Source organism: Rhizobium sp. NFACC06-2 (assembly GCF_900101425.1).
In the GTDB taxonomy this organism is placed as follows: domain Bacteria; phylum Pseudomonadota; class Alphaproteobacteria; order Rhizobiales; family Rhizobiaceae; genus Agrobacterium; species Agrobacterium leguminum.
In genome coordinates this window covers 90589-105501 of record NZ_FMVA01000001.1, presented here as the reverse complement: position 1 = coordinate 105501, position 14913 = coordinate 90589, and the positions used below count along the sequence as shown (strand labels likewise).

General features: G+C 60.6%; 17 protein-coding genes. 3 read left to right on the top strand and 14 right to left on the bottom strand.

What is annotated here, in order from left to right; genetic code table 11:
* Positions 1-29: 29 nt before the first annotated feature.
* Complete coding sequence (locus F3H58_RS00585; RefSeq protein ID WP_149740887.1) at positions 30-854, top strand: inositol monophosphatase family protein; 825 nt, start codon at positions 30-32, stop codon at positions 852-854.
* 230 nt (positions 855-1084) lie between these two features.
* On the opposite strand, the gene F3H58_RS00580 is transcribed toward F3H58_RS00585, so the two are convergent.
* The 3 genes from F3H58_RS00580 to F3H58_RS00570 all read right to left on the bottom strand — a co-directional run bounded on the left by F3H58_RS00580 (position 1085) and on the right by F3H58_RS00570 (position 3161).
* Complete coding sequence (locus F3H58_RS00580; protein ID WP_065655211.1) at positions 1085-2293, bottom strand: multidrug effflux MFS transporter; 1209 nt, start codon at positions 2291-2293, stop codon at positions 1085-1087.
* Positions 2294-2430: 137 nt separating this feature from the next.
* Entirely contained in the window at positions 2431-2766 is a 336-nt protein-coding gene (grxD, locus tag F3H58_RS00575) for a Grx4 family monothiol glutaredoxin (protein WP_003520429.1), read from the bottom strand.
* A gap of 146 nt (positions 2767-2912) precedes the next feature.
* Complete coding sequence (locus F3H58_RS00570; RefSeq protein ID WP_137003692.1) at positions 2913-3161, bottom strand: hypothetical protein; 249 nt, start codon at positions 3159-3161, stop codon at positions 2913-2915.
* A 211-nt stretch (positions 3162-3372) separates the two neighbouring features.
* On the opposite strand from F3H58_RS00570, the gene F3H58_RS00565 reads away from it, so the two are divergent.
* Positions 3373-4521, top strand: coding sequence for a hypothetical protein (locus tag F3H58_RS00565; RefSeq protein WP_149740886.1), 1149 nt, complete (start codon positions 3373-3375; stop codon positions 4519-4521).
* A gap of 141 nt (positions 4522-4662) precedes the next feature.
* On the opposite strand, the gene F3H58_RS00560 is transcribed toward F3H58_RS00565, so the two are convergent.
* The 4 genes from F3H58_RS00560 to F3H58_RS00545 all read right to left on the bottom strand — a co-directional run bounded on the left by F3H58_RS00560 (position 4663) and on the right by F3H58_RS00545 (position 9378).
* Positions 4663-4896, bottom strand: a complete 234-nt coding sequence (locus F3H58_RS00560) for a BolA/IbaG family iron-sulfur metabolism protein (RefSeq protein WP_003507909.1) — start codon at positions 4894-4896, stop codon at positions 4663-4665.
* A 16-nt stretch (positions 4897-4912) separates the two neighbouring features.
* Positions 4913-7147: a phosphoribosylformylglycinamidine synthase subunit PurL gene (gene purL, locus F3H58_RS00555; protein WP_149740885.1), complete on the bottom strand. Its 2235-nt coding sequence runs from the start codon at positions 7145-7147 to the stop codon at positions 4913-4915.
* Positions 7148-7261: 114 nt separating this feature from the next.
* Positions 7262-7852: an acyloxyacyl hydrolase gene (locus F3H58_RS00550; protein WP_149740884.1), complete on the bottom strand. Its 591-nt coding sequence runs from the start codon at positions 7850-7852 to the stop codon at positions 7262-7264.
* 107 nt (positions 7853-7959) lie between these two features.
* The gene (locus F3H58_RS00545) at positions 7960-9378 is read right to left on the bottom strand and encodes an aminotransferase-like domain-containing protein (RefSeq protein ID WP_149740883.1); all 1419 of its coding nucleotides are present in this window, start codon (positions 9376-9378) and stop codon (positions 7960-7962) included.
* Positions 9379-9471: 93 nt separating this feature from the next.
* Here F3H58_RS00545 and F3H58_RS00540 point away from each other — a divergent pair, with 93 nt between their 5' ends.
* The gene (locus F3H58_RS00540; RefSeq protein WP_065655204.1) at positions 9472-9777 is read left to right on the top strand and encodes a DUF1127 domain-containing protein; all 306 of its coding nucleotides are present in this window, start codon (positions 9472-9474) and stop codon (positions 9775-9777) included.
* Between the two features lie 134 nt (positions 9778-9911).
* On the opposite strand, the gene F3H58_RS00535 is transcribed toward F3H58_RS00540, so the two are convergent.
* From F3H58_RS00535 to F3H58_RS00505, 7 genes are all read right to left on the bottom strand, one after another.
* Positions 9912-10316: a hypothetical protein gene (locus tag F3H58_RS00535; RefSeq protein WP_149740882.1), complete on the bottom strand. Its 405-nt coding sequence runs from the start codon at positions 10314-10316 to the stop codon at positions 9912-9914.
* A 79-nt stretch (positions 10317-10395) separates the two neighbouring features.
* Entirely contained in the window at positions 10396-11067 is a 672-nt protein-coding gene (purQ, locus tag F3H58_RS00530; protein WP_065655203.1) for a phosphoribosylformylglycinamidine synthase subunit PurQ, read from the bottom strand.
* 18 nt (positions 11068-11085) lie between these two features.
* A complete protein-coding gene (gene purS / locus F3H58_RS00525; protein WP_003507918.1) occupies positions 11086-11328 on the bottom strand; it encodes a phosphoribosylformylglycinamidine synthase subunit PurS in 243 nt (80 codons plus the stop codon).
* A gap of 55 nt (positions 11329-11383) precedes the next feature.
* A complete protein-coding gene (gene purC / locus F3H58_RS00520) occupies positions 11384-12148 on the bottom strand; it encodes a phosphoribosylaminoimidazolesuccinocarboxamide synthase (RefSeq protein ID WP_003520440.1) in 765 nt (254 codons plus the stop codon).
* Positions 12149-12351: 203 nt separating this feature from the next.
* Positions 12352-12915: an alpha/beta hydrolase gene (locus F3H58_RS00515; protein ID WP_080856489.1), complete on the bottom strand. Its 564-nt coding sequence runs from the start codon at positions 12913-12915 to the stop codon at positions 12352-12354.
* A gap of 81 nt (positions 12916-12996) precedes the next feature.
* On the bottom strand, positions 12997-14304 hold the full coding sequence (gene purB / locus F3H58_RS00510) for an adenylosuccinate lyase (protein WP_020810926.1): 1308 nt from the start codon (positions 14302-14304) through the stop codon (positions 12997-12999).
* A gap of 60 nt (positions 14305-14364) precedes the next feature.
* Positions 14365-14892 (bottom strand): hypothetical protein, encoded by a 528-nt coding sequence (locus tag F3H58_RS00505; RefSeq protein ID WP_149740881.1) that lies wholly within the window; start codon positions 14890-14892, stop codon positions 14365-14367.
* Positions 14893-14913 lie beyond the last annotated feature (21 nt).

Below are 14913 nucleotides of genomic sequence, written 5' to 3'. Positions count from 1 at the left end.
CATCGCGCTCAAATAGAAGGATATCGCCCATGGCTCTCGAACTCGACATCGCCTCTCTTGCCAATGCGCTTCAGGAGGCGGCGGCAGTGGAAATCCTGCCGCGGTTCCGTAATCTGGGCGAAGGCGATGTGCGGATGAAGACCGAGGCGATCGACCTCGTCACCGAGGCCGACGAGGCCGCAGAGCGGCTGATCCGTGCGCGTGTGCAGGACATCATGCCTGATGCACTGTTCATCGGCGAAGAGGCGGTGGCGGCGGATGCCTCGCTGCTCGGCAAGCTTGCCGATGCCGATCTTGCCGTGGTGGTCGATCCTATCGACGGCACCTATAATTTCGCTTCCGGCCTGCCGCTCTTCGGCGTGATGATGAGCGTCATCTCCAAGGGTGAGACCGTTGCCGGCCTTGTCTTCGATCCGATGGGCAATGATTGGGCGATTGCCGAAAAGGGCTCCGGCGCGTGGCTTTGCAGCGCCGACGGTTCGCAGACGCAGATGTCGGTCGTGCCGGGCCCGGAATTGTCGCAGATGGTCGGCATCGCCAATACCGGCTATTTCGACGTGGAGACACGGCGCAAGATCCTGACGAACCTCGCCGATGTGCGGCTCTTCACCAGCTATCGCTGCGCGGCGCATGAATATCGCCTGTTCTGCGGCGGCCACATGCATTTCCTGATGTATAACAAGCTGATGCCCTGGGACCATCTGGCCGGCACGTTGCTGTCGCAGGAGGCGGGCGCCTATGCGGCACGCCTCGACGGTTCGCCCTATCTGCCGAGCCATGTGGATGGCGGGCTGCTGCTCGCGCCGGATCAGGAGACGTGGGAACTGCTGCGGGAGAAGATTTTTACGGTTTGAAGCTTCGGATTCGTGGGGACGGGCGCGCAACACCCTCCACCGTCATGCCGGACTTGATCCGGCATCCAGCCGCAGCGCGTCTGCGCGGCGGAAAGACTTTTCTCAGCCCAAGGACTTGGGCTGGCTGGACCCCGGATCAAGTCCGGGGTGACGGCGATGGGTGAGGGCAGTTCGCACCATAAAAAAGGGCGCGGAACAGAATTCCGCGCCCTCTTCTTTTTCAACCGTTGTTACCGTGTCGGCTTGTTATGCGCCTGAAACAACACGCCCTTTTCACCGATCAGCACGAAGATGAGGCCGACGATGGAGACGGCGAAGAAGCCCGCCACCATGGGCAGCGCCGTGCCGTCGAAAGACTGGCCGATGGCCGCGCCGATCAGCGAGCCGCCGACGGTTCCCATGAAGCCCATGACGGACGATGCGGTGCCGGCGACGTGGCCGAGCGGTTCCATCGCCAGCGAGTTGAAGTTCGAGCCGATCCAGCCGAACTGGAACATGGCGAGTGCAAAGAACACGATGAAGATGGCAAAGGGCATCGGTTCCGGCCCCAGCACCTGCACCAGCAGCCAGACGAAGGTGATGGCGATGAAGCCGAGCAGCGAGCCGTGCGACAGCTTGCGCATGCCGAACCGGCCGACCAGCCTTGCATTGACGAAGGACGAGAAGGCCATGAACAGCGCCACGCCCGCAAAGGCCGCCGCAAACCATGCGCCGAGCCCGTAAATGCCCTTATAGACCTGTTCGACCGAGTTGATGAAGCCGAACAGCGCCCCGAAGATGAAGGTGCTGGAGAGCGTATAGCAGAGCGCGATACGGTTGGTGAGCACGATCTTGAAACCGCCGAGGATGGAGCTTGCTGTCAGGGGGCGGATATCGTCCGGATGCAGGGTTTCCGGCAGGCGGAAATACATCCAGGCCGTCACCACGGCGGCAATGGCCGCCATGAAAGCGAAGATCAGGTGCCAGTCACCGAAAAACAGCACGATCTGGCCGGTGCCGGGCGCGATGACCGGCACGACCATGAAGACCATCATGATCAGCGACATGACTTCCGCCATCTGCCGTCCGCCATAGATGTCACGCACGATGGAGACCGTGATGACACGTGTGGCCGCCGAACCGATGCCCTGAATGAAGCGCAGCATCAGCAGCCCTGAGAAGGACGGTACGAAGACCACTGCGATGGCTGAAACGATGTAGATGGCAAGCCCGACGAACATCGGCTTGCGGCGTCCGAAACGGTCCGAAATCGGTCCGTACAGAAGCTGGGCGATGCCGAAGCCGAGAAGATAGGCGGAAATCACATATTGGCGGTGGTTTTCGTTCTCCACGCCCAGCGAGGCGCCGATTTCCTGAAGACCGGGCAGCATGATGTCGATGGCGAGCGCGTTCAGCGCCATCAGCATCGCGGCAAGCGCGATGAATTCCGTGCGCCCCATCGAGCCTGCTCGCGAAGCGGTGGATTGTGAAAGATTTGTCACAGGATTGCCCCAAAAAGAACGGCAAAGGCGTTGCATGAAGCAACGCCTGGCATAAATTTCTGACAATCAGGGTGGGCCGGATGAACCGGCCGAAATCAGGCCGCGCCGCGGACGCTGATACCCTGTTCTTGGAAGTGGTTCTGCAGTTCGCCGGACTGGAACATCTCTCTTACGATGTCACAGCCGCCGACGAATTCGCCCTTGACGTAGAGCTGCGGGATGGTCGGCCAGTTGGAGTAGTCTTTGATGCCCTGGCGGATATCTGCATCGGCAAGCACGTTGATGCCCTTGTAGTCGACGCCGAGATAATCGAGGATCTGTACCACCTGGCCGGAAAAACCGCACTGCGGAAATTGCGGGGTGCCCTTCATGAAAAGAACGATGTCGTTGCTCTTCACTTCGCTGTCGATCATGTCGTGAATGCCGCTCATAGGCCTATTCCTTTCACATGCGGTTCAAGGCCGCTGCTTTCTGTTAGCCTCTAAATAACATGTCGCGGCGCGATTTCCACCCGGAAAGCGTAAAAAATCCGTCCCTGATGCGGTGCACGACATGTCAAATATCGGCCTGTGGCGGTTCAGCGATATCTCTGCCGGCTGCGGGCGGCGGCTGTGCGCCTTTTACTCACCTGCTTCTTGGCTGGCTTGGGTTTAACTGCGGCGTTGATCGCGGCTTCCAGAACGGAGCCGACGATGCCGCCGGCCAGCGAGCCGGTGCTTTTCGTCCGACGCGTGCGGCGGGTCTTGCGGATGCCGGTCTTGGTGAGGATTTCAGACAGCGCGCCCTTGACGACGCCGTTGAGTACTTGATCGACGATGCCAGACAAATTTCCCTCACCGATAAATAAATCACATTTCCGTCGCGATTTTTACTATACGTGCATCGCCCGCTGTATCAAGCGATCCTTTCGGGTGTCTCTAGCGCGCATTTGCTTTTCTCCGAAACGCAAAAGCGCGCTATCTCTTTGTTTTTACGCATTGTCCTGACGTAAAAGCGATTGCGCTTTTACTGGAAATGCTCCGGCCGAAGGTTCATGCATGCCAGCCGTCAAGTCACGACTTGTTCTTTATTTCCCCGGTTTCGATCCGCTCGATGCGGCCGCCCATCATCTGCGTTACCAGCGGGCGGCGGCGCTCTCCGGCAAGACATGGGATGTCGATTATGCCGTGGGACCGCTGGAGAATGCACCCGGGGGCGAAACATTCACGGTTGAGGCCTCGGCGGGCGACTGGCGGACCCGCTCCGACATTTTCGTCTACGACCATAATGCCGTGATATCGCAATTGCGGGATGAGCCCGTCTGGCGGCAGATCTGGCTCGGTTTCAAGGCCGGAGCCGGCATCATCGCCGAGGGCGGTGCGGCGCGTTACTTCCGCCACGCCTGGCGTTTTGGGCTGTTCTTCATCTTTCCGTTCCTGCTGATGCTTGTCGGCGGCGCCGTTGCGGCGGCTATTGCCTTGGTGCCCCTAATTTTCGCTCTACCTCTCTGGTTCTTGGCGATCAGCCTTCCCGTCGCCGCCCTGTTTTTCGTGAAGGCGTTCCTGCCGTTTGCGGAGCGGTTTCACACCCTGCATCTTTATGCGGACTGGCGGTTCGCGCTCGCAGTCGGCCGCGATGAACCGATTGCCCGTGACTGGATCGAGGAGAGGGCAGCACTCGTTCTGACGGCGCTGGAGCAGCCCGCGGACGAGGTTCTGGTGGTTTCCCACAGCATGGGCGCCAGCCTTGCGCTCGCCGTGATCGGCCGCGTGCTGGAGCTGAAGCCGAATGCGCTGGATGGCCGAAAACTGTCCTTTGCGACCTTGGGCGGGGCGGCGCTGCAATGTGCGTTCCTGTCGAGTGCCGACCGGCTTCGCCAAAGCGTCGGCACGATCGCGCGTCACCCAGAGGTGACATGGTTCGATATCCAGTGCCTGACCGATCCTATTCATCTCTACCGGTGCAATACCGTTGGCCTGACTGGTCACAGGGATGCGCCGCAGCCGAAGATCGTGCCGATCCGTTTCAAGCATTCGCTCTCGCCGGACCGTTATAAGAAGAACAAGCGCAACTTCCTGCGCATGCACCGGCAATATGTTCTGGGGCCGGACCGCAGATCCGGTTACGATTTTACCCTGCTGACGGCGGGGCCTTTGCCTGCGGCCTCTTTCGCCGCTCTGGATTCACAGACGCCGCCCGTTTTGTAAGCGGCGACGACCCATTCGGCCGGACATGAAAAAGGCCCGCGTGAGAGTATCACGCGGGCCTTGATTTATTCCGCAGGTTTCACGCTCTGCCGCAGGCGGGACAGAGACGGTCTGTTGCCGGAACCGCTTTCACGGGCGTTATCATTCGGGAGCCGAGGTCTGCAGGGCAAGAGCATGCAGAACGCCGCCCATATTGCCCTTCAGCGCGTCATAGACCATTTGGTGCTGCTGCACGCGGGTCTTGCCCTTGAATGCTTCCGCAACGACTTCCGCCGCGTAATGATCGCCGTCACCGGCCAGATCGCGGATCGTGACCTTTGCCCCGGGAATTCCCGCCTTAATCATGTCTTCAATGTCGCCGGGTTTCATGGGCATGGTGTTTCTCCTTAATTCATTCTGCGGCGAGCAAAGTTTCGCCGTCCATGAATTGAGGGAACCACGATTCATAGGCCAAGTGCAATTCTTTAATCTCGACAGCCCGCGCCGTGCCCAGCTTTACGGTGGAACCGCCGGTAACGCCGATGACCGGGCAGGAAACGCCCGCCGCCTTCGCCGCAGTCTGCACCTCGTCGAGATCGGCCTTTTTGACCGTCAGAACGTAACGGCCCTGATCTTCGCCGTAGAAGGTGAGGACCGGGTTGTGGCCTTCGACCGCGTCGATGGTCGCGCCGATGCCCGACGAAATCGCCATTTCGGCGACTGCAAGCGCCAGACCGCCCGAGGAGCAATCGTGAACGGCAGTGGCAAGACCGTCGGTGATGAGGCTGCGGACGAAATCGCCGTTGTTCTTTTCAGCGGCCAGATCGACATGCGGCGCCGGACCATCGATGCGGCCATGAATGTCACGCATGTAAACCGACTGGGCGATATGTGTGCCGAGACCGGCAGGGGCGCCGACGAGCAGCACCACTTCGTCAGCGGCGGCGAAACGGATGCGCGCCATGCGGCCCCAATCCTTCAGCAGGCCGACGCCGCCGATGGTGGGGGTGGGCAGGATCGCCTGGCCGTTGGTCTCGTTATACAGCGAGACGTTGCCGGAAACGATCGGGAATTCCAGCACGCGGCAGGCTTCGCCGATGCCCTTGATGGCATGGACGAGCTGGCTCATGATCTCGGGCTTTTCCGGATTGCCGAAATTGAGGTTGTCGGTGGCCGCCAGCGGCAGAGCGCCGGTTGCTGTGATGTTGCGCCAGCATTCGGCCACGGCCTGCTTGCCGCCTTCGAAGGGATCGGCCTCGACATAACGCGGTGTGACGTCGGAGGAGAAGGCGAGCGCCTTCTTGTCATGGCCTTCAACGCGCACCACACCGGCATCGCCGCCCGGCAGCTGCAGGGAGTTGCCCTGGATCAGCGTGTCATACTGTTCGTAGACCCAGCGGCGCGAGGAGTTGTTGGCCGAACCGACCAGCGATACCAGCGCATCGGCGATATCGGCGGCGGGGACGTCGTTTTCCGAAAGCGGTGCGGGCACCTTGGCGGGCGTCCACGGGCGGTCATATTCCGGGGCCTGATCGCCCAGTTCCTTGATCGGCAGGTTGGCGACCTCCTCGCCATTGTGCAGCACGCGGAAACGCAGATCGTCGGTGGTCTTGCCGACGATGGCGAAATCCAGACCCCATTTGACGAAGATCGCCTTGGCGACTTCCTCCTTGGAAGGTTCGAGAACCATGAGCATGCGCTCCTGGCTTTCCGACAGCATCATTTCATAAGCCGTCATGCGTTCCTCGCGCACCGGCACGGCATTGAGGTCAAGCTCGATGCCGAGGTCGCCCTTGGCGCCCATTTCAACGGCCGAGCAGGTGAGGCCGGCCGCGCCCATGTCCTGAATGGCGATGACCGCACCTGTTTTCATCAGTTCAAGGCAGGCTTCCAGCAGGCACTTTTCGGTGAAGGGGTCGCCGACTTGAACGGTCGGGCGCTTTTCCTCGATGGATTCGTCGAATTCGGCAGATGCCATGGTCGCGCCGCCGACGCCGTCGCGGCCGGTCTTTGCGCCGAGATAAACCACCGGCAGGCCCACACCCTTGGCTTCCGAGAGGAAGATCGCGTCTGACTTGGCAAGACCGGCGGCGAAGGCGTTAACAAGGATGTTGCCGTTATAACGCGGATCGAATTCCACTTCGCCCCCGACCGTCGGCACGCCGAAGGAGTTGCCGTAGCCGCCAACACCGGCAACGACGCCAGCCACGAGGTGGCGGGTCTTCGGATGGTCGGGCGCGCCGAAACGCAGCGCGTTCATGGCGGCGATCGGGCGTGCACCCATGGTGAAGACGTCGCGCAGAATGCCGCCGACTCCAGTCGCCGCACCCTGATAGGGCTCGATATAGGAGGGGTGGTTGTGGCTCTCCATCTTGAAGACGACGCAGTCACCATCGTCGATATCGACAACGCCGGCGTTTTCGCCGGGGCCCTGAATGACGCGTGGTCCCTTGGTCGGCAGGGTCTTCAGCCACTTCTTGGACGACTTGTAGGAGCAGTGCTCGTTCCACATGGCCGAGAATATGCCAAGCTCGGTAAAGCTCGGCTCCCGTCCGATCAGGTCGAGGATACGCTGGTATTCGTCGGGCTTCAGCCCGTGGGATGCAACGAGTTCCGGGGTGATCTTGATGGAGTTTGAAATCGACATAGGTCTCACGCGGTTCGAGCCGAGGAAAGTTTCCGGTTCTTTAGCGCAAGAGGCTCGATGGTGCGACAGGAAAATGCGCGGTTTTACCCGCAAAACGCTGCTTTCTTGGCTTCTTCAGAACCTGTAGCCGACCATAAGGCCTACGCGCGTGAGCCCGTCATTCGGGCCGTTGCACAGATTGGCGTGTGATGCATGCTCGATCTGGGTCGAAATATTCCAGTTATTATCGAAACGATAGCCGATCGCCGCATATTCGTGGAAAAGCAACCGGCAGCCAAATTCCGCACCGGTTTCGCCGGCGCTGTTTCTCAGCTTGCCATCGTGCCAGAGGCCGCCAAAACCGAAATCGAGAAAGATCTTCGGGTTGAGATCGAAGGTCCAGTTTACGCCGCCGTAAATGGTATTCGCCGAGCCCTCAGTGCCGATCTCGCCACCGATATGCAGCCGGGGGCGGGAGAGTTTCTGGCCGAGCGTCACCGCAGATGCACTGGCGAAGGGATCAAAATAGGCGGTGAAGGCCGGGAAGACGCCATCCTCGCCGCCATTGTCGTGATTGGAAATCGAGGTGATTGCGCCGAAGCGCAATTCGTCGAAGACGGTGCCTTCCGCAGCAGTGGCGGGCATGATGCCGATGAAGACACATGCCGCGAGGAGGATCGCCAGCGCGAAACACGCCCTCATACACGTGGAATCGAATGCTGCCATCGAATCATTCCCCACCTCGAATTGCGGAAAGGATGGCAGGTTTGTCGGCGTGGTAAATGATAAGTTACTGAATTAGGCCGGGTGTTGCAGGAAAGAGTCTCTGCCCTCTAGGCAACGCTTTCGTAACCGGCGGAGCCGTTGTCGAGAAGGTGGCGCAGGATGCCGAGGGCATGGGTCAACTCTTGCTGGTTCGATGGACCAGAAAGGCTGACGCGCACCCGATGGAAAACCTTGTCGGTGCGGCCGGCCTTGAACTCATCCTCGTCATCTATCAGCACGCCTTCTTTCATCGCCGCATTTCGGAACGTGCCGGAAAGCCAGGGTTCGGGCAGTCTCAGCCACAGGAAGGCGATATCGGGCAGCGAATTGAAATCCAGTCCGGCGAAGGCCCGCCGGGCAATCGCCTCCCGCTCATTGATCTCGGCGATACAATCCTTGCGAATGGCGTCGGCGTCGCCACTATTGACGAGGCGCGCATTCAGTTCGGCCAGCATGAAGGGCAGGCCGCCCGTCATCATCGAGTGGGAAATACGGATGCGCGAGGAATATTGCGCCGGACAGGCGACCCAGCCGCCGCGCACGCCGGCGGCGACGGATTTCGACAGGCCGCCGACGACGAAGGTAATGTCGGGCGCAAATTCTGCGATCAGCGGGATCGCATCGCGCGTCATCGCGCCATAAAGATTGTCCTCGACAATCCACACGCCGTAACGACGGGCGATATCGGCAATCGCGCGGCGGCGCTCTTCCGGCAGGGTGGCGCAGGTCGGGTTCTGGCCGGCCGACATCAGGAAGATCATCTTGGGGTGCTGCTGGGCGCAGACGCGTTCGAAATCATCCGGGACAATGCCGTTCTCATCCGCCTCCACAAGCGTCACCCGCCGTCCGGCAAGTGTGGCGCTGCGGCTGATGTGGGAATAGGTGACGGGTTCGAAGACGATGCGGTCGCCCGGCGCGGTCATCGCGGACATCACGCTCATCACCGCCGCATGCGCACCAAGCGTCGAAACGATGTTTTCCGGCTTCGGCGACCAGCCGTTCTGGGAAAGCCAGCGAACGCCAGCCATGCACCAGTTGTCGGGAAAAGAGCGGGCATAATTGGTAATGTCCTGGGGATGCTCTCTGGTCACCGCCTCGATGTGCCTGGCGATCAGCACGCTCTGGCCGACATCCGGCGCAGCAGTGGTGTTCAACCGGAATTCGGCGATGGTATCGACGGCGTGGCGCGTGCTGCCGAAGGCGGCCGTTGCCGGCTCCATGGGCAATGACGGGGCAGGGGTCTTGCGCTCATTGACATAGGTGCCGCGCCCGACCTCACCGCTGACGAGGCCGCGCTCATGGATGAGCGCATAGGCCCGGCTGATTGTGCCGATTGTCACACCGAGATCGTAAGCAAGATTGCGCTGCGGCGGCAGTTTCGAGCCGGCCTGCAGGGTGCCGTCGGAAATCGCGCCTTCGATACTGTCGGCGAGGCGCAGGTAAATCGGGCCGTCGCCCTCGGTAATGTCGGGAAGCCAATTTGTCATGGTGACAATTTATGCATTGTATCCATCCCCAAGTCAATTGTATTTATTGTCTGCATTGAATGAGGCTAAACGCACGGAGACAATAGGTGCAATATGCGCAAGATGGATCAATACCTTTCGACAGCGGATACACTCTATCCTGATGGCTACGAACGGGAACGCGTGTTCCGCGATGCCGGCGACATGGTCGCACCGGCGCCCTTTCCGGCCAAGATCGCCCGCACGCTTATTGGTCGCCTGATTGCGGGCATATCCTCATGGCAGCGGAAACGTCAGGGGCGCTTCGCCCTGCGGGAGCTTTCGGACGATCTGCTGGACGATATCGGCGTTACGCGGGATGAAGCCTTGAGGGAGGCGGCAAAATCCCGGCTCTTTTCCTGGCCGCCGCGGCCGCTTTGATTTTTTGTCGGAGAGCGGCGCCTTCTTTCCCCGGCGCCAAGCAGCCATTCGGCAACCCGCCACGCTAATCCCAACCGGCGCTGGCGGGTTTTTTTATGCCGACCGCGTTCTCACGGGGTGCCGGTACCTGTCGATCAGCAGCCCTTGCCGCCGTTCGCCCAGCGCTTGACGTCGGTTGCGATGCGGCCGGAAAGGGCTTCGTTCATCACGGGGCCGAAAGCATCGAGCTTTGCCGGGTTGCCTTCTGCCTGAACCACCAGCATGGGGCGCGATTCCGGGCTGTTGCGCGGCACGAGCAGGATGCGCGGACGGCCGGAGAAGGAGTTGAGTTCCGGCGCCAGGCGATAGGCCTTGAACGCCGCGTCGCCCGATTTGAACCAGCAGGCATTCGCGCCAAGCGCGATCCGTTCCATGGTCGGCAGGGCTGCGCGGGAGACGGAGGAGGAAGGCTGCGGTTTCGGCTGGCAGGCCGCGAGTGCGGCGGCAGCGAGGATCAGTCCAGTGGCTTTAAAGGCATCGTATCGAAGAATGCGGGGCATCAGGTCATCCAGAAGAAAAGCCGAAACATAGCCGGAAGCCGGCATCAAAAAAGGCGGGCTTGAAACCCGCCTTGGTCTATCAGGCTGCGATGACGCCAAGCGCCGAAGCGAAGAGGCCGCGGCCGTCATTGCCGCCATGGGCGGCTTCGATCAGGTTTTCCGGGTGTGGCATCATGCCGAGAACGTTGCCCTTGGTGTTGATGACGCCGGCAATGTCGTTCAGCGAGCCGTTGGGATTGGTGCCCTCGGCATAACGGAACACCACCTGTCCGTTGCCTTCAACCGACTTCAGCTCATCCGCATCAAGGAAGTAGTTGCCGTCGTGATGGGCGACGGGGCAGCGCAGGATCTGGCCCTTGTCATAGGCGCGAGTGAAGTCCGTGTCGTTGTTGGCGACTTCGAGCTTCACTTCACGGCAGACGAATTTCAGCGAGGCGTTGCGCATCAAGGCACCCGGCAGCATGCCCGCCTCGACCAGAATCTGGAAGCCGTTGCAGACGCCGAGAACCTTGACGCCCTTTTCGGCCTTTTCACGAATGGCCTGCATGACCGGCATGCGGGCGGCAATGGCGCCGCAACGCAGATAGTCACCATAGGAGAAGCCGCCCGGGATGACGATCAGGTCGACGTCGGGAATATCCGTTTCCGTCTGCCAGATGGTGACGGGCGCGCTTCCGGAGATTTTCGTCAGCGCCGCGATCATGTCGCGGTCGCGGTTGAGGCCGGGAAGTTGGACGACAGCGGATTTCATCGGAGCGGCTCCTGGGCTTCAGAGGATGGCTATGGCGTAGTTTTCGATGACCGTATTGGCCAGAAGCTTTTCGCACATTGCCTTCAGGTCGGTCTCGGCCTTGGCCTTGTCTGCGCCTTCCAGCTCCAGATCGAAGACCTTGCCCTGACGGACATGGCCGACGCCACCGAAACCGAGGCTGCCGAGCGCGCCTTCGATTGCCTTGCCCTGCGGATCGAGAACGCCGTTCTTCAGCGTAACAGTCACCCGTGCCTTGATCACCTGATCTTCTCCTGATTTTACCTTGTTAGGCCAATATTACTTCACGAGGCCGATATTACTTTACCAGGACTGGACCGGTGCCGCGGATCGGTTCGTTTTCATTGATGATGCCGAGACGGCGCGCGACTTCGGAATAGGCTTCGAGAAGCCCGCCCATGTCGCGGCGGAACAGGTCCTTGTCCATCTTTTTCTGGGTCTCGATGTCCCACAGGCGGCAGCTATCGGGCGAAATCTCGTCGGCGAGGATGATGCGCATCATGTCGCCTTCGAAAAGGCGGCCGCATTCGATCTTGAAATCGACGAGCTGGATGCCGACACCGAGGAACAGGCCGGACAGGAAGTCGTTGACGCGGATGGCGAGCGCCATGATGTCGTCAAGCTCGGCGGGGTTGGCCCAGCCGAAAGCCGTGATGTGCTCTTCGGAGACCATCGGGTCTTCGAGCTCATCCGACTTGTAATAGAATTCGATGATGGAGCGCGGCAGAACCACGCCTTCCTCGATGCCGAGGCGCTTCGACAGCGAGCCGGCAGCGACATTGCGCACGACGACTTCGAGCGGGATCATCTCCACTTCCTTGATCAACTGCTCGCGCATGTTGAGGCGGCGGATGAAGTGCGTGGGAATGCCGATCTTGTTCAGATGCGTGAAGACGTATTCGCAGATACGGTTGTTCAGCACGCCCTTGCCGTCAATAACTTCATGCTTCTTCTTGTTGAAGGCGGTCGCATCGTCCTTGAAGAACTGGATAAGCGTGCCTGGCTCCGGACCCTCGTAGAGGATCTTGGCCTTGCCTTCGTAAATACGGCGGCGACGGTTCATAATTGCAGGTCTCTTGGTTGACGCCGATTCTGGTGGCGTTGCGTTTGGTCTTTGAAGCGGTCCCATAAAGGAAAAGAGTGCATTCTACAATGCGGCTCGCATATTTCCCTTCAATTCTTGTGACAGGCCGGGGAAACCGCTGCGCCCCGAAATCAGGCTTCCGGGGCCGATCGAAGGGGAGGCGGTCCGCAGGGCCGGTGCCGTCAGGGCTCGACAGCCTTCAGCCGGCTCAAAAACTGCGCGAAGACCATACCGCCTTCCGGCCACGGACCATGGCCCGACTCGGTGTTGATATGGCCGGACATGCCGGCGTCGATCAAAAGCGAGCCCCAGGCGGCGGCAATGTCATCGGCATGTTCATAAGAGCCGAAAGGATCGTTGCGGCTGGCGATGGTGATCGCCGGGAAAGGCAGCGGATCGCGCGGGTAAGGCCCGAACGTCATCAGGTGCTTCGGCCGGATATCGGGATTGGCGACATCGGGCGGCGCGACGAGCAGCGCGCCGGACACTTTCCTGCCGATTTCCGGCAGGGCATGGATGACGGTCGGCACACCGAGCGAATGGGCGACGAGGACGATGGGCCTGGTGGAGGCATTGACCTCTTCCACCAGCCGGGCGACCCAGTCTTCCTTCACGGGTTTGGACCATTCGGCCTGCTCGACGCGGCGTGCGGTGGAAAGCTTGCGCTCCCAGCGGCTCTGCCAGTGGTCGGGGCCGGAATTGGTATAACCGGGGACGATCAGGATATCTGCTTCTGAAACTTTCATGCGCCCATATCTGTGTTGCGATGCCGCCGCGATCAAGGTCGCGGCGGCATTAACTTCAAGGTCTCAAACTTAGCTCAAGTCTCAGGCGTTGCCGAAGACGCGGGTGAAGATCGTGTCGACATGCTTGGTGTGGTAACCGAGGTCGAACTTTTCGCGGATCACCTCTTCGGGAAGTGCGGCGCGCACTTCCTCGTCGCCCAGCAGTTCCTCAAGGAAATCGGCGCCCTGTTCCCAGACCTTCATGGCGTTGCGCTGTACCAGACGATAAGCGTCCTCGCGGGAGACGCCGGCCTGCGTCAGTGCCAGGAGAACGCGCTGCGAATGCACGAGGCCGCGGAACTTGTTCATGTTCTTCAACATGTTGTCCGGGTAGATCACCAGCTTCTCGATGACGCCGGCCAGACGGTTCAGCGCGAAATCCAGCGTGACAGTGGTGTCGGGGCCGATGGCGCGTTCGACGGAGGAGTGGCTGATATCGCGCTCGTGCCACAGCGCTACGTTTTCCATAGCCGGGACGACGGACATGCGTACCAGACGGGCAAGGCCGGTCAGGTTTTCGGTCAGAACCGGGTTGCGCTTGTGCGGCATGGCGGACGAGCCCTTCTGGCCCGGCGAGAAGAATTCTTCCGCTTCCAGAACCTCGGTGCGCTGCATGTGGCGGATTTCGATGGCGACGTTTTCAATCGACGAAGCGATGACGCCGAGGGTTGCGAAGAACATGGCGTGGCGGTCACGCGGGATGACCTGCGTGGAGACCGGCTCGGGGATGAGGCCGAGCTTGGCACAGACATGTTCTTCGACGCGCGGGTCGATATTGGCGAAGGTGCCGACGGCGCCGGAGATCGCGCCCGTGGCGATTTCCGCACGGGCATTGACGAGGCGCTCGCGGTTGCGGTGCATCTCGGCATAGAAGCGGGCGAAGGTCAGGCCCATGGTGGTCGGCTCGGCATGGATGCCGTGGCTGCGTCCGATGCGCACCGTGTTCTTGTGTTCGAAGGCGCGGGTCTTCAGCGCGGCGAGCACCCGGTCCATATCGGCGAGCAGCAGATCGGCGGCGCGCACGAGCTGGATGTTGAGCGTGGTATCGAGCACGTCCGACGAGGTCATGCCCTGATGCACGAAACGGCTGTCGGGACCGACAAATTCGGCAAGATGGGTGAGGAAGGCGATGACGTCATGCTTGGTGACGGCTTCGATCTCGTCGATGCGGGCGACGTCGAAGGTGGCGCTGCCGCCCTTTTCCCAGATGGTCTGGGCAGCGGACTTCGGGATAACGCCGAGTTCGGCAAGCGCGTCACAGGCATATGCCTCGATCTCGAACCAGATGCGGAACTTTGTTTCCGGCGACCAGATGGCGACCATTTCCGGCCGGGAATAACGAGGGATCATGGCAATGACTTTCTTTGTGGAGGAATTTTGCTGCCCGTTTAGCAAAGTGTTCCGGTAATCTCAATCTATCAAGCTACATGCCTCTGTTGCTCGTTGCGCACGTCGGCAGAGGATCGCGCCCGCAGGCAGGAGCGGAACGATGGCAAAGGGAAAATATAAGCCAGGGCCGAGAATGCAGAACTGGTAAATCGCGCCGAGCGATGTGAAGAGCTGCTGAAAAAACCAGATGCGGGAGAATGCCGGCGCGTGCCATTGCGCATAAAAAATACGGTACTCGAAAGCGAAAAACGCCGCCGCAACTGCCAGCGTGAAAAAAGCGATGGCAAGACAGGCCGCCACGAAACGCAGCGGCAGGGCGGCGGAAGCAGGGAGAAGGTGCAGCGCCGCCATGGCCAGCAGCCAGCCGAAGAGGCCGCCCGCGAAGAAAAGCATGATGATGTCGGCGGCATGATCGGTTTCCAGCCGGTTCCTGACATAGAGGCCGATAGCGGCGGCGGCGCTGGAACAGGCGGCCCAGACAAGCGCGCCGAGCAGCGGAAACAGCGCTGCCGAAGCCGTGTCACGGAAACCCCGCCTGTCGCTTTCCATGCCGATCCCCCAACGCCTTGC

What these genes read in the sequence shown, in the direction of transcription:
- F3H58_RS00585 (WP_149740887.1), top strand. Translation starts at nt 30, where the DNA reads ATGGCTCTCGAACTCGACATCGCCTCTCTTGCCAATGCGCTTCAGGAG.
- F3H58_RS00580 (WP_065655211.1), bottom strand. Translation starts at nt 2,293, where the DNA reads ATGGGGCGCACGGAATTCATCGCGCTTGCCGCGATGCTGATGGCGCTG.
- grxD (WP_003520429.1), bottom strand. Translation starts at nt 2,766, where the DNA reads ATGAGCGGCATTCACGACATGATCGACAGCGAAGTGAAGAGCAACGAC.
- F3H58_RS00565 (WP_149740886.1), top strand. Translation starts at nt 3,373, where the DNA reads ATGCCAGCCGTCAAGTCACGACTTGTTCTTTATTTCCCCGGTTTCGAT.
- F3H58_RS00560 (WP_003507909.1), bottom strand. Translation starts at nt 4,896, where the DNA reads ATGCCCATGAAACCCGGCGACATTGAAGACATGATTAAGGCGGGAATT.
- purL (WP_149740885.1), bottom strand. Translation starts at nt 7,147, where the DNA reads ATGTCGATTTCAAACTCCATCAAGATCACCCCGGAACTCGTTGCATCC.
- F3H58_RS00550 (WP_149740884.1), bottom strand. Translation starts at nt 7,852, where the DNA reads ATGGCAGCATTCGATTCCACGTGTATGAGGGCGTGTTTCGCGCTGGCG.
- F3H58_RS00545 (WP_149740883.1), bottom strand. Translation starts at nt 9,378, where the DNA reads ATGACAAATTGGCTTCCCGACATTACCGAGGGCGACGGCCCGATTTAC.
- F3H58_RS00540 (WP_065655204.1), top strand. Translation starts at nt 9,472, where the DNA reads ATGCGCAAGATGGATCAATACCTTTCGACAGCGGATACACTCTATCCT.
- F3H58_RS00535 (WP_149740882.1), bottom strand. Translation starts at nt 10,316, where the DNA reads ATGCCCCGCATTCTTCGATACGATGCCTTTAAAGCCACTGGACTGATC.
- purQ (WP_065655203.1), bottom strand. Translation starts at nt 11,067, where the DNA reads ATGAAATCCGCTGTCGTCCAACTTCCCGGCCTCAACCGCGACCGCGAC.
- purC (WP_003520440.1), bottom strand. Translation starts at nt 12,148, where the DNA reads ATGAACCGTCGCCGCCGTATTTACGAAGGCAAGGCCAAGATCCTCTAC.
- F3H58_RS00515 (WP_080856489.1), bottom strand. Translation starts at nt 12,915, where the DNA reads ATGAAAGTTTCAGAAGCAGATATCCTGATCGTCCCCGGTTATACCAAT.
- purB (WP_020810926.1), bottom strand. Translation starts at nt 14,304, where the DNA reads ATGATCCCTCGTTATTCCCGGCCGGAAATGGTCGCCATCTGGTCGCCG.
- F3H58_RS00505 (WP_149740881.1), bottom strand. Translation starts at nt 14,892, where the DNA reads ATGGAAAGCGACAGGCGGGGTTTCCGTGACACGGCTTCGGCAGCGCTG.